Source organism: Georgenia sp. Z1491, assembly GCF_057652395.1.
The window spans coordinates 854,816-881,529 of sequence record NZ_CM172729.1 but is presented as its reverse complement, the minus strand read 5'-3'; the positions used below and the strand labels follow the sequence as shown (position 1 = coordinate 881,529).

22 protein-coding genes and 2 pseudogenes are annotated in these 26,714 nt (G+C 74.1%); 10 read left to right on the top strand and 14 right to left on the bottom strand.

The features are described from left to right. Positions 1-858: 858 nt before the first annotated feature. Entirely contained in the window at positions 859-2,454 is a 1,596-nt protein-coding gene (locus AC24HA_RS04115) for an alkaline phosphatase (protein ID WP_425709422.1), read from the bottom strand. Here AC24HA_RS04115 and AC24HA_RS04110 point away from each other — a divergent pair. Further along, positions 2,413-2,625, top strand: coding sequence for a hypothetical protein (locus tag AC24HA_RS04110; protein WP_425709428.1), 213 nt, complete (start codon positions 2,413-2,415; stop codon positions 2,623-2,625). The genes AC24HA_RS04115 and AC24HA_RS04110 overlap by 42 nt on opposite strands. Here AC24HA_RS04110 and AC24HA_RS04105 read toward each other — a convergent pair. Further along, positions 2,592-2,786 (bottom strand): annotated as a pseudogene (locus tag AC24HA_RS04105) (hypothetical protein); the annotation flags it as partial. The gene AC24HA_RS04110 and the pseudogene AC24HA_RS04105 sit on opposite strands and share 34 nt — an antisense overlap. A 54-nt stretch (positions 2,787-2,840) precedes the next feature. Here AC24HA_RS04105 and AC24HA_RS04100 point away from each other — a divergent pair. Continuing rightward, entirely contained in the window at positions 2,841-3,125 is a 285-nt protein-coding gene (locus AC24HA_RS04100) for a hypothetical protein (RefSeq protein ID WP_425709328.1), read from the top strand. A 66-nt stretch (positions 3,126-3,191) separates the two neighbouring features. Here the strand turns inward: AC24HA_RS04100 and AC24HA_RS04095 are convergent, their stop codons facing one another. The 6 genes from AC24HA_RS04095 to metG all read right to left on the bottom strand — a co-directional run bounded on the left by AC24HA_RS04095 (position 3,192) and on the right by metG (position 11,457). Next, entirely contained in the window at positions 3,192-5,093 is a 1,902-nt protein-coding gene (locus AC24HA_RS04095; RefSeq protein WP_425709327.1) for an ABC-F family ATP-binding cassette domain-containing protein, read from the bottom strand. Further along, entirely contained in the window at positions 5,093-6,178 is a 1,086-nt protein-coding gene (locus AC24HA_RS04090) for a GHMP family kinase ATP-binding protein (RefSeq protein ID WP_425709326.1), read from the bottom strand. The genes AC24HA_RS04095 and AC24HA_RS04090 overlap by 1 nt, the downstream gene beginning before the upstream one ends. Further along, complete coding sequence (gene rsmA, locus AC24HA_RS04085; protein WP_425709325.1) at positions 6,175-7,077, bottom strand: 16S rRNA (adenine(1518)-N(6)/adenine(1519)-N(6))-dimethyltransferase RsmA; 903 nt, start codon at positions 7,075-7,077, stop codon at positions 6,175-6,177. The genes AC24HA_RS04090 and rsmA overlap by 4 nt, the downstream gene beginning before the upstream one ends. A gap of 196 nt (positions 7,078-7,273) precedes the next feature. Next, positions 7,274-8,332: a resuscitation-promoting factor gene (locus tag AC24HA_RS04080; protein ID WP_425709324.1), complete on the bottom strand. Its 1,059-nt coding sequence runs from the start codon at positions 8,330-8,332 to the stop codon at positions 7,274-7,276. A gap of 321 nt (positions 8,333-8,653) precedes the next feature. Further along, on the bottom strand, positions 8,654-9,622 hold the full coding sequence (locus AC24HA_RS04075) for a TatD family hydrolase (RefSeq protein ID WP_425709323.1): 969 nt from the start codon (positions 9,620-9,622) through the stop codon (positions 8,654-8,656). Beyond that, entirely contained in the window at positions 9,619-11,457 is a 1,839-nt protein-coding gene (gene metG / locus AC24HA_RS04070; RefSeq protein ID WP_425709322.1) for a methionine--tRNA ligase, read from the bottom strand. Before metG ends, AC24HA_RS04075 begins: the two co-directional genes overlap by 4 nt. 129 nt (positions 11,458-11,586) lie before the next feature. On the opposite strand from metG, the gene AC24HA_RS04065 reads away from it, so the two are divergent. Further along, a complete protein-coding gene (locus AC24HA_RS04065; protein WP_425709421.1) occupies positions 11,587-12,198 on the top strand; it encodes an isochorismatase family protein in 612 nt (203 codons plus the stop codon). Between the two features lie 99 nt (positions 12,199-12,297). Here the strand turns inward: AC24HA_RS04065 and AC24HA_RS04060 are convergent, their stop codons facing one another. From AC24HA_RS04060 to AC24HA_RS04050, 3 genes are all read right to left on the bottom strand, one after another. Then, complete coding sequence (locus tag AC24HA_RS04060; RefSeq protein ID WP_425709321.1) at positions 12,298-13,200, bottom strand: phytanoyl-CoA dioxygenase family protein; 903 nt, start codon at positions 13,198-13,200, stop codon at positions 12,298-12,300. Between the two features lie 166 nt (positions 13,201-13,366). Beyond that, positions 13,367-14,209 carry a 16S rRNA (cytidine(1402)-2'-O)-methyltransferase gene (gene rsmI / locus AC24HA_RS04055; protein WP_425709320.1) on the bottom strand — a complete coding sequence of 281 codons (843 nt, stop codon included), beginning with the start codon at positions 14,207-14,209 and terminating at the stop codon, positions 13,367-13,369. Positions 14,210-14,271: 62 nt separating this feature from the next. Next, positions 14,272-15,726, bottom strand: coding sequence for an NAD-dependent succinate-semialdehyde dehydrogenase (locus AC24HA_RS04050; RefSeq protein WP_425709319.1), 1,455 nt, complete (start codon positions 15,724-15,726; stop codon positions 14,272-14,274). Between the two features lie 73 nt (positions 15,727-15,799). Here AC24HA_RS04050 and AC24HA_RS04045 point away from each other — a divergent pair, with 73 nt between their 5' ends. Together AC24HA_RS04045 and AC24HA_RS04040 are read left to right on the top strand one after the other, a co-directional pair. Next, complete coding sequence (locus AC24HA_RS04045) at positions 15,800-17,041, top strand: aspartate aminotransferase family protein (protein WP_425709318.1); 1,242 nt, start codon at positions 15,800-15,802, stop codon at positions 17,039-17,041. 35 nt (positions 17,042-17,076) lie between these two features. Further along, positions 17,077-17,574: a DUF3830 family protein gene (locus AC24HA_RS04040; RefSeq protein ID WP_425709317.1), complete on the top strand. Its 498-nt coding sequence runs from the start codon at positions 17,077-17,079 to the stop codon at positions 17,572-17,574. Positions 17,575-17,589: 15 nt separating this feature from the next. Here the strand turns inward: AC24HA_RS04040 and AC24HA_RS04035 are convergent, their stop codons facing one another. Both AC24HA_RS04035 and AC24HA_RS04030 read right to left on the bottom strand, forming a co-directional pair. Continuing rightward, positions 17,590-18,957, bottom strand: a complete 1,368-nt coding sequence (locus tag AC24HA_RS04035; protein ID WP_425709316.1) for an amidase — start codon at positions 18,955-18,957, stop codon at positions 17,590-17,592. After that, a complete protein-coding gene (locus AC24HA_RS04030; RefSeq protein ID WP_425709315.1) occupies positions 18,954-19,940 on the bottom strand; it encodes a D-2-hydroxyacid dehydrogenase in 987 nt (328 codons plus the stop codon). The genes AC24HA_RS04035 and AC24HA_RS04030 overlap by 4 nt, the downstream gene beginning before the upstream one ends. A gap of 72 nt (positions 19,941-20,012) precedes the next feature. On the opposite strand from AC24HA_RS04030, the pseudogene AC24HA_RS04025 reads away from it, so the two are divergent. From AC24HA_RS04025 to AC24HA_RS04015, 3 genes and pseudogenes are all read left to right on the top strand, one after another. Beyond that, positions 20,013-20,750: pseudogene (locus AC24HA_RS04025) on the top strand (maleate cis-trans isomerase family protein); the annotation flags it as partial. An 86-nt stretch (positions 20,751-20,836) separates the two neighbouring features. Next, complete coding sequence (locus AC24HA_RS04020) at positions 20,837-21,565, top strand: maleate cis-trans isomerase family protein (RefSeq protein WP_425709313.1); 729 nt, start codon at positions 20,837-20,839, stop codon at positions 21,563-21,565. Beyond that, positions 21,562-22,254, top strand: a complete 693-nt coding sequence (locus AC24HA_RS04015) for a GntR family transcriptional regulator (RefSeq protein WP_425709312.1) — start codon at positions 21,562-21,564, stop codon at positions 22,252-22,254. Before AC24HA_RS04020 ends, AC24HA_RS04015 begins: the two co-directional genes overlap by 4 nt. On the opposite strand, the gene AC24HA_RS04010 is transcribed toward AC24HA_RS04015, so the two are convergent. Then, entirely contained in the window at positions 22,251-23,474 is a 1,224-nt protein-coding gene (locus AC24HA_RS04010) for a Glu/Leu/Phe/Val dehydrogenase dimerization domain-containing protein (RefSeq protein ID WP_425709420.1), read from the bottom strand. The genes AC24HA_RS04015 and AC24HA_RS04010 overlap by 4 nt on opposite strands. 179 nt (positions 23,475-23,653) lie before the next feature. Between AC24HA_RS04010 and AC24HA_RS04005 the strand changes: the two genes are divergently transcribed. Both AC24HA_RS04005 and AC24HA_RS04000 read left to right on the top strand, forming a co-directional pair. Beyond that, entirely contained in the window at positions 23,654-24,592 is a 939-nt protein-coding gene (locus AC24HA_RS04005) for a LysR family transcriptional regulator (RefSeq protein ID WP_425709311.1), read from the top strand. Positions 24,593-24,648: 56 nt separating this feature from the next. Then, on the top strand, positions 24,649-26,709 hold the full coding sequence (locus AC24HA_RS04000; protein WP_425709310.1) for a dolichyl-phosphate-mannose--protein mannosyltransferase: 2,061 nt from the start codon (positions 24,649-24,651) through the stop codon (positions 26,707-26,709). Positions 26,710-26,714: the final 5 nt, after the last annotated feature.

The window sequence follows — 26,714 nt, the reverse complement described above, 5'->3', positions numbered from 1 at the left end:
CGCGATCCGCCGCAGGGTCTGCGACAGAGGCGGCACGTCAGGGGCGAGGAGGAATGAAAGCTTCATGTCGATGTGCTCCTTGCGTCTCCGAGGGGAGGCACGCACCCGCGGTGGGGGAGTCCGCGGCCGGCAGCATCGGCACGACCGGTCGGTGCGAGCCCCCGAGGGACGCCCACCGCCGAACCCGACGATCCTGCCCTCCGACGGGTCGGAAGCTCGCGGTCCGGGGGCTCCCGCCGGGCGCCCGGTCGCTCCGCCGTCCGTCGGGACGGCGGGCGCCGGGAGCGTCGTCGTCGACAGCCTGACGATCGTCCTCGGACCACTCCGACCAGCCGGAGGTGCCATCGACAGGAAACCTCCGAGACCCACCGGTGTCAACGCGACATTGACCGTCGGTGACCACCGACGGCGTCCGTTAACCCGGGACGACGCCCGAGGGTCTCCGGACGCGGACATCCGTCCGCTCCGGACCCGGCCGCCGAGGGGGGACGCCGAGTGGGCGCGGACGACCTGTCCAGGCAGCGTCGAGGTGGCGTCGAGCACCGGCGGAAGCGCCCGGTCCTCATCGGCGCGTCCATGCGCGGCGTCGCCTCGCGCCGTGTCCCCGACCGATCGGGGCACACACGCACCGCTCGGGTCCGCTCCCGACCGCGTCGGGGCGCACGGGATGCTCTAACGAAGATATGTGCGGACCGCGCGAGCGTCATCTGGACGCCGGCCCGCGCGGATCACGCCTCCGAGCCAGGTTTGTCACCCTTGCCACCCGGGCGTGGTCCCGGGCATGTCCGCGGACGGGGTGAACCCCCGGCGGCCGAGGAGGTGGACCAGCACCTCCTCGGCCGCCGGGACATCGGGGCGTCAGGGCGTGCGCCGCACCCCGAGGGTGTCGGTGCCGTCGCCGTCCCAGTCGCCGACCAGCACCTCGTCACCTGCTCGTCCGAAGTGCACGAGGACGTCCTCGTTGCCACCGGCCAGGGAGTTCTTCACGTAGTAGGCGTTGCCGCGGCGCACCGCGAACGTGTCGATCCCGTCGCCGTCCCAGTCGCCGGCCAGCACGGCGTCACCGCTGCGCCCGTACTCGAACGCCCGGTCCGCGTTGCCCCCGCTGAGGCTGTTCGCCACGAAGTACGCGTTACCGCGGCGGACGGCCAGGGTGTCGGTGCCGTCGCCGTCCCAGTCGCCGACCAGCACCTCGTCGCCCGCACGGCCGTAGCTCAGCTCGTGGTCGGCGTTGCCGCCGTCCAGAGAGTTCGCCACGAAGTACCGGTTCCCTCGGCGGACGGCGAGGGTGTCGGTACCGTCGCCGTCCCAGTCGCCGACCAGCACCACGTCGCCCGCACGGCCGTAGGACAGGACGTGGTCGGCGTTGCCGCCGCGCGGGGCGTTGGAGACGAGGTAGAGGTTGTCGCGGCGGACCGCGATGGAGTCCGTCCCGTCGCCGTCCCAGTCCCCGATCAGCACCTCGTCGGCGTGCCGTCCGTACTGGAAGGCGTGGTGGGTGGTGCCCTGCCAGTCGTTGCTCAGGAAGAAGCCGTGCTCCTGGTGCGCCGGCGGCCCCGGCTCGGGCTCCGGCTCCGGCTCGGGCTCGGGCTCCGGTTCGGTCGCGCGGTCGCGGATGTGCGCGTGGAGCACGTCGGCGACGTCGGTGTTCTCGATGTAGTCCCCGCGCACCGGGTCACTCTCGTCGGCGACCGCGTCGAAGTCGGACGCGGCGGCGCCGCGGGCGAAGAACGGCACGATCTGGTGCGTGTGGTAGTGCGGGGTGTCCTCGATCTCGTTCTCCTTGAGATCGGTGAAGTCGGTGAACTCCGCCGCGGGCAGCTCGCCCGCGCTACCGGTCAGGGGCGTGAAGTCACCGGTGAACTCGACCCCGCCGTCGACGACGGTGCCCGAGCCCCACAGGTTCCCCGTCTCGTGGTCGGAGGTGACGATGACCGTGGTCTCGTCCCAGCTGGACTCCGAGTCGACCCACTCGATCACCGCGTCGACGGTGGCGTTGAAGTCGATCATGTTCTCGATCGTGCGGCCGAGCTCACCGTGGTGGCCGGCGCCGTCCACGTTGGCCTGCTCGATCACGGTGAAGAAACCCTCGTCGCTGGCGTTCGAGAGCACGTTGAGGGTCGCCGCGGCCATCTCCGGGAGGCGGGCCACGTTGTCCGCGATCGGCGCGGCGAACGGGGTCTCGCGGTCGCCGGGCCGGTCGTGCGTGAGGGCCCCGCTCGTCTGGGCCAGGCCGAGCACGCGGTCCGGCGTCTCGCCGGTGGCGAGCGCCTGGAAGTCGGCACGCTCCTCGACGAGGGTCCACGGCGCCAGCCCGGTGCTCGTGTCACCGGCCGCGATCGCCTCCCAGTCCGCGCGCGGGATGTTGTGGTAGCCCGGCGCCTGCGGCTCGCCGTTGTTGCTGAACGCGGGGTGGCCGCCGCCCATGACGACGTCGAGGTCCTCGTGGCGCAGCAGCTGGTCGATGATGAGGTCCTCGTCGCCGTCGTCGGCGTGGACGGCGAACCCGGCCGGCGTGTCCCCCAGAACTGGCCGCTCGTGACGACCCCGGTCGCCAGGCCAGCCTCGCTCGCGACGTCGACCATGTCGGTCAGCGGCTCCTCGTCGCGGTCCCAGCCCAGGTAGCCGCCCCGCGTGCGCACGCCGGTCGACAGGGCGGTCGCCGCGGCCCCGGAGTCGGTGACGTTGAGCCAGGAGCCGTCGCGCTGGTCGCGGGTGGCGTTCTGCGGGTGCCCCCACGCCTCGATGGTCGAGTAGGCCGGGCTGAAGACATAACCCGTGTCCATCGAGAGCCGCGTCTCGAACTCCTGGTACTCCTCCGACGTCACGCTGTCCGAGCCGTGCGCCGCGAGGTAGGGGTTGTCGCCCTGGTCCTGGTAGGCCGCGGTGCCGTGCTCGTAGAGGCTGGCGGCATCGATGTGGTTGTAGCCCATGCCGTCGGCGATGAGCAGGATGACGTTGGTGCGCTCGTCGTCGTCGGCGACCGCCGCGGCGGGGGCAAGGGTGGCGAGCAGGGTCGCCGTGACGGCGACGGCGGCCGCCCGTCCGGGGCGTGGCAGGCGCATCTGATGGGCTCCTCGTGGGTGCGTGGGATCGACGCCGGTCACCCAAGCAGGGGCGTATGAACCTGCGATGACCCCGGCGCGACGCGCGCGCACCCGTCCGATGAACACCCGGGGGTGCCGGAGCGATCAGCCCTCGAGCTCCTCGGCGGTGTGCAGCCACTCCTCCTCGAGCTCGTCGGACTCGGCGCGCAGCTGGTCCGACTGCGCGGCGAGCGACGTGATCCGCCCGACGTCCTGCTGCTCGGCCGCCTCGGCCATCTGCGCGTCGAGCCGCTCGATCTGGCCGCTCAGCTTCGTCATCCGCCGCTCGATGCGAGAAAGATTCTTGCGAGCCTCCCGCTCGCGCGCGGCATCCGGGGTCCTCGCGGTACCGGACGCGCCGGCCCCTCCCCCGGCCGGGTCCGTGGTGACCGCGCCGTCCGTGCCGGGCTCCGGAGTCGGGCCGGCCGCGGCCAGCGGGGTCCGCCCGCCACCTGCGGACTCGCGCTGGGCACGGCGCAGCTCGAGGTACTCCTCGACGCCGCCGGGCAGGTCCCGGATGTCGCCGCCGATGACGGCGACCTGGTGGTCGGTGACGCGCTCGAGCAGGTAGCGGTCGTGGCTGACCACGACCAGCGTCCCGGGCCACGAGTCGAGCAGGTCCTCCACGGCGGCGAGGGTGTCGGTGTCGAGGTCGTTGGTCGGCTCGTCCAGGAGCAGCACGTTCGGGCCGGCGACCAGGAGACGGAGCAGCTGCAGGCGCCGCCGCTCGCCGCCGGAGAGCTCGGACACTCGCGTCCAGGCGCGCTCGCGGGCGAACCCGAGGCGCTCGACGAGCTGGCTCGCCGACAGGTCCGTCCCGCCCACGCTCACGTGCTCGGCGACGTCGGCGACGGCCTCGACGACCCGCAGCTGCGGGATGTCGTCGAGCTCGCCGGTGTCCTGCGTGAGCACCGCGAGCTCGACCGTCTTTCCCCGCTTGACGCGGCCGCTCGTCGGTTCCTGCAGGCCGGCCAGCAGCCGCAGGGCGGTCGACTTCCCCGCGCCGTTCGCCCCCACGATCCCCACGCGCTCGCCCGGCGCGAGCCGCCAGGTGACGTCGTCGAGGATCGGGGGCGGTGCGTCGTACTGCACGGTGACGGCCTCGAGGTCGAGGACGTCCTTGCCGAGTCGTGCGCCGGCGGCGTCGGTCAGCGCGAGCGTGTCGCGCGGCGGCGGCTCGTCGGCGATGAGCGCGGCGGCGGCGTCGAGCCGGAACTTGGGCTTGGACGTGCGCGCGGGGGCACCGCGGCGCAGCCACGCCAGCTCCTTGCGCAGGAGGTTGTTGCGCTTCTGGGCGGCGACGGCGGCGCTGCGCTCGCGCTCGGCGCGCGCGAGGACGTAGGCGGCGTACCCGCCGTCGTAGGTCTCGACGTGGCCCGGCACCGGGGACCGCCCGCCCGCGCCGTCGTGCCCGGGGACCACGTCCCAGACCCGCGTGCACACCGCGTCGAGGAACCAGCGGTCGTGGGTGACGACGAGGAGCGCACCCTTGCCGGACGCGAAGCGCTCCGTGAGGTGGGCGGCGAGGAAGGCGACGCCCTCGACGTCGAGGTGGTTCGTCGGCTCGTCGAGGACGAGGACCTCCGCCGGGGCCGCGAGGACGGCCGCCAGGGCGACGCGCCGACGCTGACCGCCGGAGAGCGTGTCGACGTCGGCGTCCAGGTCGAGCTCGGCGATCAGCCCCTCGTGGAGCTCACGGACGGTGCGGTCGCCGGCCCACTCGTGCTCGGCGAGGCCGCCGTGGACCGCGTCGAGGATCGGGGCGCCCGGGGGGAGGGTGTCCTGCTGGTCGAGCACGGCGATCCGCGTGCCCGACGGCGAGGTGACGCGGCCGCCGTCGAGCGGGCGCCGTCCTGCCAGCGCGGCCAGCAAGCTCGACTTGCCGGCACCGTTGCGGCCGAGCACGCCGATGCGCATCCCGTCGTCCACACCGAGCCCGACGCCGTCGAGCAGCACCCGCGGGCCGGCCATGAGTCGGAGGTTCTCCGCGCCGAGGAGGTGGGCCATCAGGCGGCTCCACCGGCGCCGTGGTTCGCCGGGGTCTCCGGCGCAGCCTCGACCACGTGGGCACCCCGGGCCGGTGCCGTCGTCGTGAGGACCCGGTCGGCGACCTCGGCGCCCCTCACGACGGCGGCGACGGACGCCGCGTGCCGGGCGTCCAGCGCGAGGGCGGCCACGGTCGGCCCGGAGCCGGAGAGCACGGCACCCAGGGCGCCGGCACGCTCGAACGCGGCAAGGACGTCGCCGAGCTCGGGGCGCAGCTCGAGCGCAGGCTCGGTCAGGTCGTTGAGCAGGAGGCGGCCGAGGGCATCGGGATCGCCGTCGGCGAGGGCGTCGCCGATCGCGGCCTCGTGGGCGCCCGGGGCGAGCCCGCCGCTGCCCGGCCCTGCGGTGCCCGGCCCCACGGTGGTCGGCCTCCCGTCGCCGGGATGCGGCGTCCCAGGGGCGGAGGGCTCGTGCAGCATGCTCGGCACCGACGGCGGGCCGCCGCGCGGATGGCCGTGCATCGAGTCGTAGACCCCGAACACGGCGGGCGTCGAGAGTCCCGTGGCCTGGGTGGCCAGCACCCAGTGCCACTCGCCGACGTCCGGCATCACGACGAGCCGCTCCCCGCGGCCGGTGCCCAGCGCGCTCCCGCCGAACAGCGGGAAGGAGACGTCGGACCCGAGGTTGGCCGCGAGGGCGTGCAGGTCGAAGGCGCCGAGGTCGGTGCCCCACAGGGCGTCGCACGCGAGCAGGGCGGCCGCCGCGTCGGCGCTGCCGCCGGCCATGCCGCTGGCCGCGGGCACGCTCTTGTGGATGGTCAGCTCGACCCCGGCGTCGACGCCGGACGCCGCGCGCAGCGCCTCGGCCGCGCGGGCGGCGAGGTTGGAGGCGCCGAGCGGGACGCCGTCGACGTGCTGGGCGAGCCGGACCGTCGTGCTGCCGCGCGGTGCCGGGGCGGCGGTGACGTGCTCGCCGAGCTCGAGCGCCTGGAAGACGGTGACCAGCGGGTGGAAGCCGTCCTCGCGCGGCGGCCCGACACGCAGCGAGAGGTTGACCTTGCCGGGCGCCCGGACGGTGACGGGGGCGGCGGTGGGACCGGTCGTCATCGGGACTCCTCCGGGTCGTGGGTGGGACTGCGGGCGGCGCGGGCGGCGGCGATCGCGGCCAGCTGCGTGATCGTCAGCGTCTCCCCTCGGGCGGACGGGTCGACGCCGGCACCGCGCAGGGCCCGCTCGGCGGCGGCGGGCGATCCCGCCCATCCCGCCAGCGCCGACCGCAGGGTCTTGCGCCGCTGGGCGAACGCGGCGTCGACGACGGCGAAGACCTCGCGCCGGTCCGCGTCCACGACCGGTTCGGTGCGCCGCACGAGGCGCACGAGGGCCGAGTCGACGTTGGGCACCGGCCAGAACACCTGCCGCCCGATGGTCCCGGCCCGCTCCGCCCGCGTCCACCACGCGGCCTTGGCGGAGGGGACGCCGTACGTCCGCGATCCGGGCGGGGCCGCGAGGCGGTCGGCCACCTCGGCCTGCACCATGACGAGGACGTCGGTGACCGAGGGCAGGTGCTCGAGCGCGGTGAGCAGCACGGGCACGGCCACGTTGTACGGGAGGTTGGCGACGAGCCGGGCGGGCGGGGTCCCGGGCAGGAGGTCCGGCTCGGCGAGCCGCATGGCGTCCGCGGTCACGACCTGGAGCCGGTCGGCGGCGGCCGGTGCGCGCTCCGCGACCGTGGCCGGCAGGGCGGCGGCGAGGACGGGGTCGATCTCGACGGCGACGACGTCGGCCCCGGCCTCGAGCAGCGCGAGCGTGAGGGAGCCGAGCCCGGGGCCGATCTCGAGGACCCGCTCACCGGGGCGGACGCCGGCGGCACGGACGATGCGGCGGACCGTCCCGGCGTCGTGGACGAAGTTCTGGCCGAGCATCTTGGTGGGCCGCACGCCGAGCCGGTCCGCCAGCGCGCGGACGTCCGAGGCGCCCAGCAGCGAGACGTCGGACGGTTCGTTCACAAGGGGACAGCCTACGTGCGTGACGCGGGAGGTACCGGCGCCCGCCCCACACGATCCCACCGGGCGCACAGGGAAGACGCCGAGCCGGACCACGGCGTGGTCCGGCTCGGCGTGCGGTCTGTGGGTTCGGCGCGGAAGGGTGGTTTCGGCGCAGACGTGTGCGGTCAGCGAGGAACCGTTGACCCTGCGGCGTGGATCAGTACCAGCCGACGCTCTCCGAGTGGCCCCACGCGCCGCACGGGGTGCCGTAGCGCCCGGCGATGTAGTCCAGGCCCCAGGCGATCTGCGTCGCGGGGTTCGTGCGCCAGTCGGCGCCGGCAGCGGCCATCTTGGAGCCGGGCAGCGACTGCGGGATGCCGTAGGCGCCGGACGACGGGTTCTGCGCGGTCGGGTTCCAGCCGGACTCGCGCTCCCACAGGGAGTTGAGGCAGGAGAACTGGTCGGCGCCCCAGCCGCGCGAGGCGGCCATGCTCTGGGCGATCGCCCGGGGGTCACCGCCGCTGTAGGCGGGCGTCTCCGCGGCCGGGGCGGCCTCCTCGGCGGGCGCGGACTCCTGCGCGGCCGCGGGCGCCTCCTCGGTGGGCTCCGGCTCGGGGGCGGCCTGGACCGGCTCCGGCTCGCGCGTGCCGACGAGGACGACCTCGTCGACGCGCTCGTCCACCGTGACGCTGGCGACGAGCTCGCGCTCGTCCTCCTCGCCCTCGGCGGAGGTCACGCGGTAGGTGTTGACGACGCGGCCGTCGACGCCCTCGGTCCGGACCTGGGTCTGGCCGACCTCGAGCTCGTCGGTCTCGACCTCGGACGTGCCGTGCTCGTCGATGACCTCCTCGGTGACCGAGTCCGAGGTCACGCGGACGATCTCGACGTCGGTGACGGGCCCGGCGAGCGGGGCGGACACGCGGTCGTCGGCGCCGATCTGGATACCGGCCTCGTGCAGGGCCTCGTCGAGGGTCTGCGCCGCGGTGGTGAAGTCGAGGGTCTCGCCGTCGACGGTGACCGTGAAGCTCGTGGTGACCTCGGCGGTGTCGAGGGCGATGCGCTCGGCGGTGGAACGGCCGGCGGCGTCGCCGCGGTCGACGGGCTCCACCAGGGCGGCGCTCGCGGCGGTGCCGGAGTCGGCACCGAGGCCGGCGTCGGCGGCGATCACGCCACCGGTGACGACGAGTGCGCCGCCGGCCAGCACGGACGCCAGGACGGCGCGCTGGTGCCGGCGGAACCGGTCGGCGCGGCGGGAGGTCGTGGCTGTGTCGGTCACGGGGACGTCGTTCCATTCATCAGGTGTCCGGGGGGCGGCAATGAACGTAACCGTTCTGTGACCTAGCGACAAGGCTGCGACCGGGCGTGAGGTCAAGGTCACGACACGCCTGCGCGCACGGCGCTGCGACCTGGCCCACAACCTGTGCTAACAAGCACCCTCCCGACGCCGGGTCTCCTCCCGGCCGGCCGGGCCTCCGCGCGGCACCGTGACCTGGGGACGTGACCGTCCCGTGACCCAGGACCGTCGCCGATCACGCGGCACGAGCCCCACCGGTCACGCGGAGCAAGCCTCACCAGTCACCCGGCGCGGGCCTCCCGGTCACGCGGAGGCGGACCAGAACTCCCCGTAGACCTCGCGGGTCGTGGCGGTGAGCCGCTCGCACAGCCGCTCCAGGCCGACCCCGCGCTGCTCGGCGAGCGCCCGCACGGTGCGCGTGAGCACGTAGCTCGCGTTGGGCCGGCCCCGGAACGGCACCGGCGTGAGGTAGGGCGCGTCGGTCTCCACGAGCAGCAGGTCGTCCGGCACGAGAGCGACCGCCTCGCGCAGCTGGTCGTTGCTCCGGAAGGTCACCGGGCCGGCCACGGACACGTACCAGCCGTGCTCGGCGCACAGGCGGGCGAGCCGCTCGCCGCCGGAGAAGCAGTGGAAGACCGTCCGCTCGGGGGCGCCGTCGCGCAGGAGGATCTCGGCGACCTCGTCGTGGGCCTCGCGGTCGTGGATCTGGACCGGCTTGCCGAGCTCGCGGGCGAGCGCGAGGTGGTCGCGGAACGCGGCGACCTGGGCGTCGTGGCCCCGCCCGGCGGCGGTGCGGAAGAAGTCGAGGCCGGTCTCCCCCACCGCGACGACCCGGTCGTCGCCCGCGAGCTCCACGACGCGCTCGAAGGCCTGCGCGTAGGTCAGCTCGTGGTGGTCGCGCACGGCCGGGTCGAGGCCGTCCGGGGCGACGTCGTGCACGCGGGCGTGCAGCGCCGACTCGTTGGGATGGATGCCCACGGCCGCACCGATCGACGGCTCGGAGCGGGCGAGCTCGACCGTGCCGGCCAGGCTGGGGACGTCGCAGGCCACGCTGAGCAGGCCGACGACGCCGACCTCCCGGGCGCGCGCGAGCTGCTCCTCGGTGGTGAGGGGGTCGACGCCGCCGGGCAGCCCGGCGTCGCGCGGGTCGACCGGTGAACCGTCCGCCCGCAGGAGCGGCAGGTGGGTGTGGTTGTCGACGACGGCGCCCGGGAGCGCGTCGTCGGTAGGCGGGAAACCTCGCTCCTTCTTCTTCCCGTTCCCGCCGCTCACGAGTCGCTGCCCGCGGACGCCGCGGGGGGCGCTCCGTCGACGCCGAGCCGGCCGAGCTCCTCGGTGACGATCGAGTCGTCGAGCTTGGTGAAGATCGGGGACGGCTTCCCGACCGGGGCACCGACGCGCACGGGGCGTGCGGCCCACGGCGTGGGGTCGGAGTAGTCGCCGGTGATGATCGGGTACCGGCGGTCGTTCTCCAGGTCGTCGACCTCCTCGAGCCGGGGCATCGGCTGGATGTCGCCCGTCCCGCCGATCGCGGCGTCGACGGCGTTGCTCGAGTGCGGGAGGAACGGCGAGAGCATGACGTTGAGGTCCGAGACGGCCTGCGCGAGCGTGTGCAGGACCGTGAGCAGGCGCGGCCGCTGCTCCTCGCTCTTGAGGCGGAACGGCTCGGTCTGCGTGACGTAGGTGTTGGCGACGCCCACCAGACGCATCGCCTCGGCGATCGCCGCGCGCTGGCGGTGGGCGCCGACGAGCTGACCGACGGTCGTGAAGCCGCCCGCCACCGCGGCGCTCAGCTCGCGCTCGAGGTCGGTGATCTCGGCCTCGACGGGCGCCGGCACCTCGCCGACGTTCTTGGCGATCATCGACGCCGTGCGGTTGACGAGGTTGCCCCAGCCGGCCACGAGCTCGCCGTTGGTCCGGCGCACGAACTCCGCCCAGGTGAAGTCGACGTCGTGGGCCTCGGGACCGGCGGACGCGACGAAGTAGCGGAAGGCGTCGACCTGGTACCGCTGAAGCATGTCCCGCACGTAGATGACGACGCGCTTGGAGCTGGAGAGCTTGCGGCCCTCCATGGTGAGGAACTCCGAGCTGACGACCTCGGTGGGCAGGTTGAGCTCGCCCAGGTGCCCGGCGGTCCCGCCCCTGGCGCCGCGCCCCGAGTAGGCGAGGAGCTCGGCGGGCCAGATCTGGGAGTGGAACGTGATGTTGTCCTTGCCCATGAAGTAGAAGGACAGGGCCTCGGGGTCGTTCCACCAGGCGCGCCACGCGTCCGGGTCGCCGGACCGGCGGGCCCACTCCACCGACGCCGAGAGGTAGCCGATGACGGCGTCGAACCAGACGTAGAGCTTCTTCGTGGGGTTCTCGCGCCAGCCGTCGAGCGGGACGGAGATGCCCCAGTCGATGTCCCGGGTCATCGCGCGCGGCCGGATGTCCCCCAGGATGTTCTGGCTGAACCGGATGACGTTGGGCCGCCACGTGCCGGCGGCCTCGCGCTCGTCCAGCCAGCGGCCGAGCTCCTCGGCGAGGGCCGGCAGGTCGAGGAAGAAGTGCTGGGTCTCGACGAACTCCGGCGTCTCGCCGTTGATGCGGGAGACGGGGTCGATGAGGTCGGCCGGGTCGAGCTGGTTGCCGCACGTGTCGCACTGGTCGCCGCGCGCGCCGCCCGCGCCGCAGATCGGGCACGTGCCCTCGATGTACCGGTCCGGCAGGGTGCGTCCGGTCGACGGCGACACCGCGCCGTGCGTGGTCTGCTCGATGAAGTAGCCGTTGGCGTGGACGCCCTCGAACATCTCCTGGACCACCTTGTGGTGGTTGCCCGCCGTCGTACGCGTGTAGAGGTCGTAGGTCAGCCCGAGCGCGACGAGGTCCTCGGCGATGAGCCGGTGGTTCGTGTCGGCGAGCTCCTGGGCGGACACGCCGGCCTCGTCGGCGGCGATGAGGATCGGCGTGCCGTGCTCGTCGGAGCCGGACACCATGAGGACGTCGTGACCCGCCATCCGGGCGTACCTGCTGAAGACGTCGGAGGGCACGCCGAAGCCGGCGACGTGCCCGATGTGCCGGGGGCCGTTCGCGTACGGCCACGCCACGGCGGAGAGGATGTGGGTCATACCGCCCAGGGTAGTTGCGCCCACGCGTGCCGGAGGTCTCACCTCCCCTTGCGCCACGGCCACCTTCCGGTGGCAGGATGGCGCGGCACCGGGTTCACCCGAAACCGGTCAGTCGAACGGAGCAACGTGATGATGGGCGACCGCAGGCGCCGGAACCGGCGCGCACTGCTGGTGGTCGATGTTCAACCCACCTTCTGCGAGGGAGGTGCACTTCCGGTCCCCGGCGGCAACGAGATCGCGCGTCGGATCGCCGCCTACGCCGGGTCCCACAGCGACGACTACGCCGCGGTCGTCACCACCCAGGACTGGCACGTGGACCCCGGGGACCACTTCTCCGACACCCCGGACTTCATCGACAGCTGGCCGCCGCACGGCGTGGCCGGCACCGACGAGGCCGAGCTGCACCCCGCCCTGACGGACCTCGAGACCGACGCCGCCGTGAAGAAGGGCGCCTACGAGGCCGCGTACTCGGGCTTCGACGGGATCGATGCCGAGGGGCGCACCCTCGCCGAGATCCTCGACCAGCTGTGCATCGGCAGCGTCGACGTCGTGGGGCTCGCGGAGTCGCACTGCGTCAAGGCCACCGCGCTGGACGCACGCCGGCTCGGGCTGCCGGTCCGCGTGCTCACCGACCTGACGGCTCCGGTCTCGCCCGAGCTGGGCGAGATGGCCCACGAGGTGCTCACGGCCGCCGGGGTCGAGCTGGTGGAGTCCGAGCGGGTGGCGCTGGCGGTCCGCTGAGACAGCGGCCCGGGTACCGCCACCGGACGCTGCGGGTGCAGCGACCGGGCGGCCCGGGCCGAACGCCTTCCCGAGAGACCGAACGCCTCCCCCGGGAGGTCAGCCGGCCATGCTGGGCGGCAGGCACTCCAGCTGGCGTGCTGACAGACCCGTCCGGATCCGCTCGAGGTGGGCGGTGGAGTAGTCGGGTGCGGGCTGGGTCTTGATCGGCGTCCGGGAGGACCAGGTGAAGGTGACGGAGTACCGGTCCCGGGCGACCGGGGGCGTCGCGCGGTGCAGCAGCCGGCAGTTGTCCGCCACGATCGTGGTCCAGGTCGGCCCCGTGGCCGTCCGGGCCGCGTCCGCGGGCACGAAGCTGTCCAACCGGTCGTCGGCCACGAACCCGGACACGTAATGAAGCCGGCCGACGGCCCGGAGGGACTCCGCCACGGGTAGGTAGGCGAACGGGCCACCCTGTTCGTCGACGTCGTTGAGCCAGACGAGGATCTTGACGGTCCTGCGGTCCTCGACATCGAGGTGCCACTGCCGCACGCCCTCGACCTGGCCGTTGCCCACCTCGCGGCGGACGTCCGCGCCGTAGTACCGGGCCGGGACCCCGAGGTAGTTCTCGACGACGTCCAGCAGCCGGGGCTCGAGCCCCCAGTGCCAGAGGGACATGTCGTCCAGCAGCTCGTCCAGCGAGGGGCGGAGCGTGCTGGCGCCGTCCGCCGACTGCGCCGCCAGCCGGCCGACCAGGGCGTCGAGTGCGTTCTTCAGCTCGGCCGTCCGGGGGATCGCGAGATCTTCGAGCAGACCGATCCGGATGGCGTCACGGTTCAGGGTGGACACCAGGGCGGCCTGCTGCGCATCGAGCACGGGCAGGTACGGCGCCCAGTGACGGCGACGCTCCTCGTGCCTCCCGTCTGCGGCCCACCGTGCGGGAGGAAACTGCGTGAGGATCTGGCGCTTGACCCGGTTGATGGTCCGGGACAGGGGTGCTGCCAGCTCGGCGCTGGGCGTCATGCACGGACATTAGCGGCGGATCCTCCGCGTGGCGAGGCTTCCGAGCAACCTGGTGCTGCTCAGGTAGATCCTGCGATCCGGCTACCTGGGACGACAGTGGAGTCGCCGATCGGACCGTGGCGCCCTGACCAGCACCATCGACAACCACGGCGCGCAGCGGGCGCAGCTACCGCGCCGCCCGGGCCTCCAGCGCCGCAGCGTAGAGGTCGTTCTTCCTCAGGCCCGTGGCCGTCGCGACCTCGCCGGCGGCGTCCTTGAGGCGCAGCCCGTCCGCGGCGAGGGCGAGCACCTCGTCCACGTGGTCGGCCACCGTCGCCACCGTCGGCGGCGCACCCCCGACGACGACGCAGATCTCGCCGCGCACCTCGTCCTCCCAGGCGGCGAGCTCGCCGAGCGTGCCGCGGCGGACCTCCTCGTAGGTCTTGGTCAGCTCGCGGGCGACGGCCGCCGGGCGGTCGGCCCCGAACGCCCCCGCCATCGCGCCCAGCGTCTCGAGCAGGCGGTGGGGCGCCTCGAAGAACACCAGCGTGCGTGCCTCGGCGGCGAGGCCGGCCAGCGCCCGCGCCCGGTCCCCGGCCTTGCGCGGGAGGAAGCCCTCGAACGCGAAGCGGTCGGTGGGCAGGCCGGACAGGGCGAGCGCCGTGAGGACGGCCGACGGGCCGGGCAGCGCGGAGACGCGTGCGCCGGCGTCGATCGCGTGGCGCACGAGGCGGTACCCGGGGTCGGAGACGGCCGGCATGCCGGCGTCGGTCACCACGAGCACGGTGGACCCCTCCTCGACGGCGGCGAGCAGCTCGGCGGAGCGGGCGTCCTCGTTGTGCTCGTAGAGGCTGACGACACGACCGGTCACGGTGACCTCGAGGCGGCGGGCGAGGTCGCGCAGCCGGCGGGTGTCCTCGGCGGCGACGACCTCGGCGGAGGCGAGCGCCTCGCGCAGCCGCGGGGAGGCGTCCCCGGCGTTCCCGATGGGGGTGGCGGCCAGGAGGACGACGCCGGACTGCTCGCTCATGCGCCCAGTCTCCCCCGTCGTCGGACCGTGCTCGCGGCAGGGCCCCGGGCGCGCGCCCGCTCTCAGCCCTTCATCGAGATCCCGACGTACTTGGTCTCGAGGAACTCGTCGATGCCGGTGAGCCCGCCCTCGCGGCCGAGCCCCGACTCCTTGATCCCGCCGAACGGCGCCGCGGGGTTCGAGATGACGCCCTGGTTGAGGCCCACCATCCCGGCCTCGAGCGCCTCGCTCACGCGCAGCGCCCGGGTGAGGTCGCGGGTGTAGACGTAGGAGATGAGGCCGAACGGGGTGTCGTTGGCCATCGTCACCGCCTCGTCCTCGGTGTCGAAGGCCGTGATCGCCGCGACGGGGCCGAAGATCTCGGTGCGGGAGATCTCGGCGTCGGCCGGGACGTCGGTGAGCACGGTCGCCGGGTAGAAGTAGCCGGGCCGGTCCGCCGGATCCCCACCGATCCGGGCCCGGGCGCCGCGCCCGACGGCGTCGGTGACGAGCTCGTCGACCTTGTCCACCGCGCCCTGGTTGACGAGCGGGCCGACGACGACGCCGTCCTCGACGCCGCGTCCCATCGCGAGCTCGCCCATCCGCCGCGCGAGCCGGTCGGCGAACTCCTCGGCGAGCGGTCGGTGGACGAGGATGCGGTTCGCCGCGGTGCAGGCCTGGCCGATGTTGCGCATCTTGGCCTGCATGGCCCCGTCCACGGCGGCGTCGAGGTCGGCGTCGTCGAAGACGAGGAACGGCGCGTTGCCGCCGAGCTCCATGGACGTGCGCATGACGGTCTGCGCGGCCTGCTCGAGCAGGTGCTTGCCCACCGGGGTGGAGCCGGTGAAGGAGAGCTTGCGGGAGCGTGGGTCGAGGATGAGCGGCGTCATCGCGTCGCCGGACCTGCTGGTGGTGACGACGTTGACGACGCCGTCGGGCAGGCCCGCCCGCACGAGGATGTCCGCGAGCGCGAGCGTGGACAGCGGGGTCTGCGCGGCCGGCTTGATGACCGAGGTGCACCCGGCGGCGATGGCCGGTCCGATCTTGCGGGTGCCCATCGCCATCGGGAAGTTCCACGGCGTGATGAGGATGCTCGGTCCCACCGGCTGGCGGCTGACGAGGAACCGCGAGCCGCCCGCGGGGGCGGTCATGTAGCCGCCGTCGATGCGGACGGCCTCCTCGGCGAACCAGCGGAAGAACTCCGCCGCGTAGGCGATCTCGCCGCGGGACTCCGCGAGCGGCTTGCCCATCTCCAGGGTCATGATCAGCGCCAGCCGCTCGGTCTCCTCGACGAGCAGGCCGTGCGCGCGGGTGAGGATCTCGCTGCGCTCGCGCGGCGGCGTGGCCGCCCACGCGGGCTGGGCCGCCGCCGCCGCGTCGAGCGCGGTCATGGCCTCCGCGGGGTCCGCGTCGGCCACCTCGCACAGCACCTCGCCGGTGGACGGGTCCTCCACCGGCATCGTCCTCGCCGCGGGCGTCCACCGTCCGCCGATGAACAGCCCCGACGGGACCGTCGCGATCGCTTCCTTCTCCTGCATGTCCGCCTCCCTTGCCGTCCCGACCATCGTAGAAGTATTGTCGACAATCAGACAACCACTCGAGGAGGTCTCCATGACGACGCTGTCCCCCAGACTCCTGCAGGCGACGCCGGTCACGGTCGACCACGCGCGCGGCAGCCACGTGTTCGACGTCGACGGGCGCCGGTACCTCGACTTCACCGCCGGCATCGGCGTGGTGAGCACGGGGCACTGCCACCCCAAGGTCGTGGCCGCGGCCCAGGAGCAGGTCGGGAAGCTGATCCACGGCCAGTACACGACCGTCATGCACGGCCCCCTGCTCGAGCTCACCGAGCGCCTCACGGACGTGCTGCCCGCCGGGCTGGACTCGGTGTTCTACGCCAACTCCGGCAGCGAGGCCGTCGAGGCGGCCCTGCGGCTCGTGCGCCAGGCGACCGGCCGGCCGAACGTGCTCGTCTTCCACGGCGGGTTCCACGGCCGCACGGTCGCGGCGGCGTCGATGACGACGTCGGGCACCCGGTTCTCCGCGGGCTTCAGCCCGCTGATGAGCGGCGTCCACGTGGCGCCGTTCCCCACGGCCTACCGGTACGGGTGGTCCGAGGAGGAGGCGACCGACTTCGCGCTGCGCGAGCTGGACTACCTCTTCGCCACGATCTGCTCGCCGGCGGAGGTCGCCGCGTTCGTCGTCGAGCCGGTGCTCGGCGAGGGCGGGTACGTCCCCGGCAACACCCGGTTCTTCCAGGGCCTGCGCGAGCGCGCCGACCGCCACGGCATCCTGCTCGTGATGGACGAGATCCAGACCGGTTTCGGGCGCACGGGACGGATGTTCGGCCACGAGCACTTCGACGTGCGGCCCGACGTCGTCACCATCGCCAAGGGCATCGCCTCGGGGTTCCCGCTCTCCGGGATCGCCGCGTCCACCGAGCTCATGGGCAAGGCCTGGCCCGGCTCGCAGGGCGGGACCTACGGCGGCAACGCGGTGGCCTGCGCGGCGGCGGTCGCCACGCTCGGCGTCATCGAGGAGGAGGGGCTCGTCGCCAACGCGGCCGAGCGCGGCACGCAGCTCCTCGACGGTGCCCGCCGGCTCGCCACCGAGGCGGTCGGCGACGTCCGCGGGCTGGGCCTCATGGTCGGCAGCGAGTTCACCGGCCCGGACGGCGAGCCGGACAACGCCCGCGCCCAGGCCGCGCAGAAGGAGGCCGCGCGCCGCGGCCTGCTCATGCTGACCTGCGGCGCGCACATGAACGTGGTGCGCATGATCCCGCCGCTCGTCGTCACCGCCGAGGAGATCGACGACGGCCTGGCCATCTGGGAAGAGGTCCTCGCCGCGGTCTGACCGCGGCCGGGGACGCAGGACCGGGGAGGGACACCGTGGCCCGCCACCTCACCGTCACGCTCGTGTCCCGCGGGGTCACGTGCCGAGCGCGCCTGCTCGACGACGAGGCCCCCCTGACGAGCGAGGCGGTATGGCGGGCGCTGCCCCTGTCCGGCGCCGCGATGCACGCGAAGTTCGCGCGCAACGAGGTCTACACGCTGCTCCCCCGCATCACGGATGCGCCGCGGCGCGAGAACCCGACGGTGACGCCGATCCCGGGCGACCTGTGCCTGTTCGACTTCGAGCCGTGGGAGATCGGCAACCCCGCCTTCGGCTACGAGCCGGGCTCGGCCGCCCACGCGGCCGGCGGGGCGACGGACCTGGCGATCTTCTACGGCCGGAACAACCTGCTCGTCAACGGCGACGTCGGCTGGGTGCCCGGCAGCGTGTTCGGCACGGTGGTCGAGGGCCTGGCCGAGATGGCCGAGGCGTGCAACGACGTGTGGCGCACCGGGTTCGCGGGCGAACGGCTCGCGTTCGCCCGCGCGGACTGAGACGACCGGGCCCGCTCAGTCCTGCAGCTGCTCGACGAACCGGGCGACGGCGAGCACGAGGTCGTCGGAGTGCCGCGGCCCCACGATCTGCAGCCCCACGGGCAGCCCAGCGGCGGTGGTGCCCACGGGGACGCTGATCGCCGGCTGCTGGGACAGGTTGAACGGGAAGCTGAGCGTGGCCCACTGCGGCCAGCGCTCCAGCCCCGAGCCCGGCGGCACCTCGTGGCCGGCCTCGAAGGGCGGGACCGCCACGGCGGGGGTGAGCAGCAGGTTGTGGCGCTCGTGGAAGGTCCCCATCGTGATGCCGACCTGGGCCGCGACCGCGCGGGCCTGGAGGTACTCGACGGCGGAGAAGGTCTCGCCGCGGTCCCAGACCCGGCCGAGGCCGGGGTCGATCGTGTCGCGGGCGCCCGGCATGGTGCGCAGCAGGGTCGCGGCCCCGCTCGCCCACAGCAGCTCGAAGGCCTCGATCGGGTCCGTGAAGCCGGGGTCGGCGGCGTCGACGTGCAGGCCTGCGGCGTCGATGCGGGCGACGGCGGCGTCGACCACGCGGGCGACCTCGGGGTCGACCCGGGCGTAGCCGAGGTCGCGGGAGTAGGCGACGTGCAGGCCTTCGACGTTGCGGCCCAGCTCGCCGCGGAACGTCCGGGCCGGGGGCGGCATCTGGGTGGGGTCGCGGTGGTCGGGCAGGGCGAGGATGTCCATGAGCAGCGCGGCATCCTCGACGGTGCGGGTCATGGGGCCGGCGTGCGCGAGGGGCCCGAACGGGCTGGCCGGGTACATCGGGACGCGCCCGTGGGTGGGCTTGAGGCCGACGATCCCGCAGAAGGAGGCGGGGATGCGGATGCTCCCGCCGCCGTCGGTCCCGACGGCGACCGGCGCCATCCCGCCCGCGACGGCGGCGGACGCCCCGCCCGAGGAGCCGCCGGCGGTGAGCGAGGGGTCGACGGGGTTGCGGGTGACGCCGGTCAGCGGACTGTCGGTCACCGCCTTCCAGGCGATCTCGGGCGTGGTGGTCTTGCCGACGAACACCATCCCGTCGGCCCGCAGCCGCGCCGCGACCGGCGAGTCGACGTCCCAGGCCTGGTCCGGGTCCACCGAGCGGGAGCCGCGCAGCGTGGGCCAGCCCTTGGTGAGGAAGATGTCCTTGATGGAGATCGGGACGCCGTCGAGCAGGCCGGCGGCGTGGCCGCCGAGCCACCGCTCCTCGGACGCCCTCGCCTGCGTAAGCGCGGCCTCGCGGTCGAGCAGGCAGAACGCGCCGAGCTCGCCGTCGACCTCCTCGATGCGGTCGAGCACCGCGGTGGTGACCTCGACCGGGGAGAGATCGCCGGAGGCGTAGGCCGCCACGAGCTCGGCCGCGGACATCTCGACGGGGTTCATGACTCGCTCCCTGGACTCGGCACGTATCCCAGCTCCTTGTCGACGACGTTGCGCAGCTCCGCGCCCGACGTCCACCGCCGGTAGTTGTCGACGAACAGGTCGGTGAGGGCCTCCCGCCAGCCGTGGAAGTCGCCGGCGTTGTGGGGGGTGACGACCACGCCCTCCAGGTCCCACAGCTCGTGGCCCGGCGGCAGCGGCTCGGGGTCGACGACGTCGAGCGCGGCGCCCGCGATGCTCCCGGCGCGCAGCGCGGCCACGAGGTCGTCCGTGCGGACGAGCTCGCCGCGGCCGACGTTGACGAGCCGCGCGTGGGCCGGCATCGCGTCGAACGCGGCGGCGTCGAACATGCCGTGGGTCTGGTCGGTCAGCGGCGCCACCGCCACGACCCAGTCCGCCCGCGCGAGGGCGGCGTGCAGCTCGTCCGGTCCGGTGACGTCGCCGAGGTCGGGGTCCCCCGTGCGCGCGCGACGCCCGGAGACGGTCACCTCGATCCCGACCGCCCGCAGCAGCCGGGCGGTGGCCCGTCCGATCGGTCCCGTGCCGACGACGAGCGCCCGCGTCCCGGCGATGCGCTCGGACTCGCGGTGCACCCACCGGTGGTCCCGCTGCAGCCGCAGGGAGCCGGGGACGTCCTTGGCGAAGGAGAGGATCTGGGTGAGGACGTACTCCGCGATCGGCTCCTCGTACAGGCCGCGGGAGTTGGTGACGACCACGTCGCTCCCCCGCACCTCGGGCGTCATCACCTTGTTGACGCCGGCCGCCGCCACGTGCAGCCAGCCGAGCCGGTCGGCGGCGTGCCATGCGCCGGGGACGGCGCCGGAGAGGAAGTCGTACGCGAAGAGCACGTCCGCGCCCCGCAGGGCGTCGGCCAGGCCGCCCTCCTCGGCGAGACGGATCTCGGCGTGCTCGGCGACGGGGCGCAGGGCGTCCTCGGGCGGGACGAGGCCGTCGTGGAGGACGACGACGACGGGCTTCTCGGGCACGTTGACAACGTATGAGCGGCGTTCCTAGATTGTCAACAATATGGCAATCTGGCGCGGCGCGGAGGTGGGGCCATGGCTCTGACGGGCGCCGAGTTCGACGGCCCGCCGACCCAGCGCGGCATCGGCGTCATCGCGCCCTTCGACCTCGCCCTCGAGCGGGAGCTGTGGCGCTGGGCGCCGCTGGACGTCAGCTTCCACCTGGCACGCACCCCCTACGAGCCGGTGCCGGTGAGCCTGGAGATGGCCGAGCTGGTCTCCCGGCACGAGCACCTGCGCACGGCCACGCGGGACGTGCTCGGGGTGGAGCCTGAGGTCGTGGCCTACCTGTGCAGCTCGGGCAGCTTCATCCACGGCCTCGCCCACGAGGAGAAGCTGCGCGCCGCGATCCTCACCGCCGGAGCGCCCGCGGCGGTGACCACGTCCGGAGCCCTGGCCGAGGCGGTCAGGGAGCTCGGCCTGGAACGTGTCTCGGTGATGACGCCCTACGACGAGCCGCTCACCGACCGGCTGGTCGCGTTCCTCGCGGAGCTGGGCGTGGAGGTGGTGCGCTCGCTCCACCTCGGGCTCGGCGGCGGCATCTGGAAGGTCAACTACCGCACGGTGGCCGAGCTCGTCCTCGCGGCGGACGACTCGCGCTCGCAGGCCGTGTTCGTCTCGTGCACGAACCTGCCGACCTACGACATCATCACGCCGCTCGAAGACCGGCTCGGGAAGCCGGTCCTCACGGCCAACCAGCTCACCGTCTGGGCCTGCCTGGGACGTATGGGCCTGCCGATGGTGGGCCCGGGGCGCCGGCTGCGCGGCGTGTTCGACGACGCCGCCACCACGACTGCCGACGCCACCACGACCGCCGCGGGCACCACGACCGCCGCCGGCGCCGCCGTCGAGGAGGCCACATGAGCGCGCACGCACCGACCGTCGGCATCATCTACCCCGGGCACGCGGCGGAGGACGACTACGCCCTGGCCGCCGGGATGCTCGGCGCGCAGCTCCCGCTCGCCCACGTCTACGGCACCGACCTGCACGCGGCCGACGAGCTGCTCGACCTCGGGGCGCCGGAGCGCCTCGCCGAGGGAGCACAACGCCTCGCGCCCCACCGGCCGGGGTCGGTGATGTGGGCGTGCACCTCCGGCGGCTTCGTCCGGGGTCCCGAGGGCGCACGGCGACAGGTCGAGCGGCTGTCCCGGGCGGCGGGCGTGCCGGCGTCGAGCACGAGCCTCGCGTTCGTCGCCGCGCTCGAGGTCCTCGGCGTCTCGCGGGTCGCGGTGGCGGCCACCTACCCGGACGACGTCGCGGCGATGTTCGCCGGCCTCCTCGGCGACGCCGGGATCGAGATCGTCGCCGCCCGCAGCGCGGGGATCACCACCGCGGCCGAGGTGGGCACGCTCGCGCCGGACCGGGTGCGCGAGCTCGTCCTGGCCCACGAGCGCTCCGACGCCGGGGCGGTCCTCGTGCCGGACACCGCGCTGCGGACGATCGCGCTCGTGCCCGAGCTCGAGTCGCTGCTCGGCCGGCCCGTGCTCACGGCCAACCAGGTGACCGTCTGGCAGGGTCTGCGCCTCGCGGGGGCCCGCACCACGGCCACGGATCTCGGACAGCTGTTCACCCAGGAGGCAGGATCGTGACCATCGATGAGCTCCGGCCCGCGCGGCGCCGCTCCACGGTCGAGCACGTGGCCGAGGAGCTGCGCGCCGCCGTCATGTCGGGCCGGCTCACGCCGGGCACGCAGCTCGGCGAGGTGGAGCTCGCCGAGCGGTTCGAGGTCTCCCGGGGCCCGCTCCGGGAAGCCATGCAGCGCCTGGTGTCCGAGGGGATCCTCGACGCCGTCGTCAACCGCGGCGTGTTCGTCCACGAGCTGTCGCTGGACGAGATGATCGACGTCTACCGCACCCGGTCGGTCATCGAGCGCGGGGCCGTCGAGATCGTGCTGGATGGGCGGCGCGAGAAGGCGCACCGCGCGCTGGGGCGCAGCGTGCGGGCGATGCGGACGGCCGCGGCGCGCGACGACGCCGACGCGGTGGCGGACGCGGACCAGGAGTTCCACGAGGTGCTCGTCGCCTGCTCCGGCAGTCCGCGGCTCATCCGGGCGATGCGGACCCTCGTCGTCGAGACCCGCATGTGCCTGGGCGAGCTGGGGACCACCTACCCGGACCTGGGCGGCCAGGTCCGGGAGCACGAGGAGCTGTGCGAGGCGATCCGCGACCAGCCGGGCGACAGCGTCAAGGCGCTGCTCGTCGCCCACCTCGACGACGCCGTCGCGCGCCTCGTCACCAAGCGCGGGGACGAGCAGCCGGCACCGTCGCGGTCCCGCTAGGGGATGACCATCCGGACCTCGGCGAGCGCCGTCCGGTTCGCGGCCGCGATCCCCAGGGCCGTCCGCCTCGGCGGCACGCCCGAACCGAACCACTCCTCGAGCAGCTGGCCGACCTTGGCCCGCATCTCCGTGCCGAGGCGGTCGAAGGAGTCCGCGGGGTCGGTGCCGACCTGGCCCTGCAGCAGCCACCACGCCCACGCGGCGGCGCCGGCGTTCGCCACGAAGTCGGGCACCACCGGGATCCCGCGGGCGGTGAGCGTCGCCTCGGCGTCCGGCGTGAGGCCCGCGTTGGCGGCCTCCACCACCACGCGGGCCGCGACCCGGTCGGCGTTGTCGGCGCGGATCGCGTAGGACACGGCCGCGGGGACGAGGACGTCGGCGGCCACGTCGAGCACGACGTCGCGGTCGAGCTGCAGGACGTCGTCGGGGATCCGCGACCGGTCGATCTCCCCGTAGTCGTCGCGCAGGTCGAGCAGGGCGGGTACGTCGAGGCCGTCGGCGCGGTAGAGCGTGCCCGCGGCGTCGGCCATGGCCACGACGCGTGCGCCCGCGAGGTGCAGGTACCAGGCGGCGCCGCCGCCCATCGTGCCGACGCCCTGGACCGCGACCGTGGCTGCGGTCGGCTCCGTGCCTGCCGCGGTCAGCGCCGCGAGGCAGGCCTGGGCCACGCCGTAGCCGCCGATGATCTCCCCGAGCAGCAGGCCGTCGGGCGTGCGGGCGGCGAGCCCGGCCTGGACGCGGCGCAGCGCGCGGTCCGGCGCAGCGGAGCGCCCGATGGCGGCGTGGTAGGACTGCTCGAGCCCGAGGCGGGCGAAGGCCTCGTCGATCGTCGCCTGGGTGACACCGAGGTCCTCGGCGGTCACCCAGTGCTCGTCGAGCCACGGGAGCATCGCCGTGCAGAACCGCTCGAGCACGTCGGTCGCACGCGGGTCGTGCGGGTCGAGGTCGATGCCGCCCTTGGCACCCCCGACCGGGAGCCCGAACGCGGCGGTCTTGAGCGACATGCCGCGGGCGAGGTCCGCGACCTCGTCGATCGTGCAGCCCGCCCGCATCCGCGTGCCGCCCGTGGCCAGGCCGCCCACGAGGTTGTGCACCACGAGGAAGCCGCGCACGCCGGTGACCGGGTCGGTCCACTCCAGGCGGTGGGCGTCCACCGGCTCCGCGGAGGCCGGGAGGTGCTCCGGCGGCGCGAGAGTCGTGCGGGTGTGCGGGTCGTGCATGATCGTCACGGGGACCACCTCCGTCGATGCTTCGTGTCCCGCCAGCGTGCGAGCGGCTCCATGACGGCGTCCAGCAACAGTTCGTGCACGGTGCTCTGCACGTTTCCTGCACAGCGAGCGACCGGCGCGGCGCGGCTCGCCCCCGGCCGCGCGTGCTGTCCCGCCCCTACGCTGACCGCATGGAGCTGTCGCTACGTCGACTTCGCATGCTGCGCGAGCTCCATCGGCGCGGCACCGTGACCGCGGTCGCCGCCGCCCTGCACTACAGCCCGTCCGGCGTCTCCCAGCAGCTCGTCCAGCTCGAGCGGGAGGTCGGCATGCCGCTCGTCGAGCGGCACGGCCGCCGCGTGCAGCTCACCGAGCTCGGCGTGCTGCTCTCCGAGCACGCCGACGAGATCCTCGCGTCGGTGGAGCGCGCGACCGCCGCGCTCGAGGGCGCCCAGGAGGGCATCAGCGCACGGCTCACGGGCGGGGTGTGGGCGTCGGTGGCCACCGGGCTCGTCCCGTCCGCCCTCGCCCGGCTCGCCGTGGACCACCCGGGCATCGAGGTCCGCACCACCGAGCTGCCGCCCGAGGCGACGGCCGAGGCGGTGCTCGACGGCGTGCTCGACTTCTCGTTCGTCATCGACTACTCCGACTACCCGATGCCGTGGGAGGGCAATCTCGTCCGCACGGTGATCGCGGTCGAGCGGCTGCACGTGGCCGCGCCGGCGGGCGTGCTCCCCGGCGGCACCCTCTCCCTCGCGCAGCTCGCCGACTCGCCGTGGATCCTGGCGGGCTCCCGCTCGCACTTCGGCCGGGCCGTGCGCATCGCCTGTCAGCGGCACGGGTTCGAGCCGCGGATCGTCCACACGGTCGAGGAGCAGTCCACGGCGTTGGCCATGGTCGCCGGCGGGCTCGGCGTCACCCTCGTCTCCGACCTCGGGCTCACCCTCCTGCCCGACGGGGTCGACATCATCGCGCTCGACGAACCGGTCATGCGCACCGTCTCGATCGTCTCCCGGGCGGGCTCGCCGCTGCGCCCGTCGCTCGAGCTCGTCATCGACGCGGTCCGCGTCGCCGCCGCGGCCAAGGGGCTCGCGGCGAGCTCCAGCCTGCCCCTGACCGACGAGGCGTGAACGCGGCTACCGGCGGCCGGCCCGCCTGCCGGGGAGCACCGACCTAGACTCTCCGGGTGACGTCGAGCGACCCCGCGGACGAGCGCCCCGAGGCCTCCCCCGCCGCACCCGCGCCGACCGGACCGGACCCAGCGACGATCTCGTCCTCCTCCTCGACCCCGGGCCCCGGCGCGTCCCGGCACGGGCGGCCGTCCCGGCGCACGGGGCTGCTCCGACGTCGGGACGACTCGCCCCGTCCGCTGCACGGGAGCGCCGACGAGGTCGAGCACACGCTGCGCGCCCGCCTCGGCCTGCGCCCCCTCGGCGAGGTCCTCGACCCCCGCGCCCGGGTCCTCGGCTGGGTGGTCCCGCTGCTCGTGGGGCTCGTCGCCGCGGTGATCCGCCTGCCCCGGCTCGGCATCCCCGAGCGGCTGGCGTTCGACGAGACCTACTACGTCAAGGAGGCCTACTCCTTGCTCACCCTCGGGTACGAGGGCGACTGGGTCGGGGACGACGCGAACCCGCTGTTCGCGGACGCCGACTTCTCCGCGCTGACCTCCGATCCCGACTACGTCGTGCACCCCCCGCTGGGGAAGTGGATCATCGCCCTCGGGATGCGGCTCCTCGGCCCGGAGAACCCGGAGAGCTGGCGGATCGCCTCGGCTCTCGCGGGGATCGTCATGGTCGTCCTCGTCGCCCGGCTGGGCGCCCGGCTGTTCCGCTCGCCGCTGCTCGGCGGCGTCGCCGGCCTGCTCCTCGCCCTCGACGGCGTCGGTATCACGGCCAGCCGCATCGGCCTGCTCGACATCTTCCTCGCCCTCCTCGTGCTCGTCGGCACGATGCTCGTGGTCAAGGACCGCGAGTCGACGCGCGCGATCCTCGCCCGTCGCTCCGCGGAGGCGATCGCCCGCTCCGGCACGGGGCTGCTCCCCCGCTCCGGCGCCCCGTCGGTGGGCATGCGGTGGTGGCTGGTGGCCGCCGGCGTCGTGCTCGGCGCCGCGTGCGGGGTCAAGTGGTCCGGCGCCTACGCCGTCGCGGTGCTCGGCCTGATGATCTTCGTCTGGGACACGGCTGCGAGGCGCGCCGTGGGTGCGCGCGCCTGGCTCTCCGACGGGGTCTGGCGCGGCGGGGCGCCCGCGTTCTTCGCGCTCGTCCCGACGGCGGCGCTCGCGTACGTGGCCAGCTGGGCGTCGTGGTTCGCCTCGTCGTCGGCGTTCCACCGGACGTGGGCGGCCGACCAGCGGGCGGCGGGCATCCCGACGGGTTACCCGTCGTGGCTCCCGGACTCCTTCGTGTCCTGGTGGGACTACCACGCGATGATGATGGAGTTCCACACCGGGCTGGTGAACCCGCACGAGTCCCAGGGGCACCCGCTGGTGTGGCTGCTCCAGCTGCGCCCCACCCTGTTCTACCGGGCCGGCGGCGAGGAGCGGACCACGCTGGGGATGTGCGGCGACGAGCAGTGCATCGCCGGCGTGACCTCGATGGGGAACCCGCTGATCTGGTGGCTCGCCGTCGTCGGCCTGGGGGTCGTCCTGTACGCGGCGTTCCGGCTGCGGGACTGGCGCGCGTGGGTGGTCCTGTCCGGCTACCTGTCGATGTGGCTGCCGTGGGTGGTGCTGTACTCGCACCGCACGATCTTCCAGTTCTACTCGATCGCGTTCGTGGCGTTCGTCGTCCTCGCGCTGACCTACGCGCTCGGCTGGGTGCTGGGGATCCTCCGGCCACCGACCGACGCACCGGTCCCCCGCGGCGAGCCGCGCGAGAGCGAGGTCGCGCGGTGGCGGTGGCTCCGCGGCCACTTCGCCCGGGTCGTGCCGTTCGCGCAGCGGCCCGCCGTGCCGGACGTTTCCGGCGCGGTGCCCGCCGGGCCCGGGACCGGGAGCGACGTGCCCGACGACGGACGCCGGCCCGACGGCGAACGCGGGACCCCCGGTGACCGGCCGCCCGCCGCGCGCCCGGGGCTCCTCGCGCTCGCGGTCTCGGAGGACGCCTCGACCTCGATGGGGCGCACGGGGTGGATCGCCCTGGGCGTCGTGCTCGTCTCCGTGATCGCCGTCTCGGCCTGGTACTACCCCGCGTGGACCGCGTGGAACCTCACCGAGGCCGCGTGGGAGCTGCGGGTCTGGGGCGGCTGACCGGC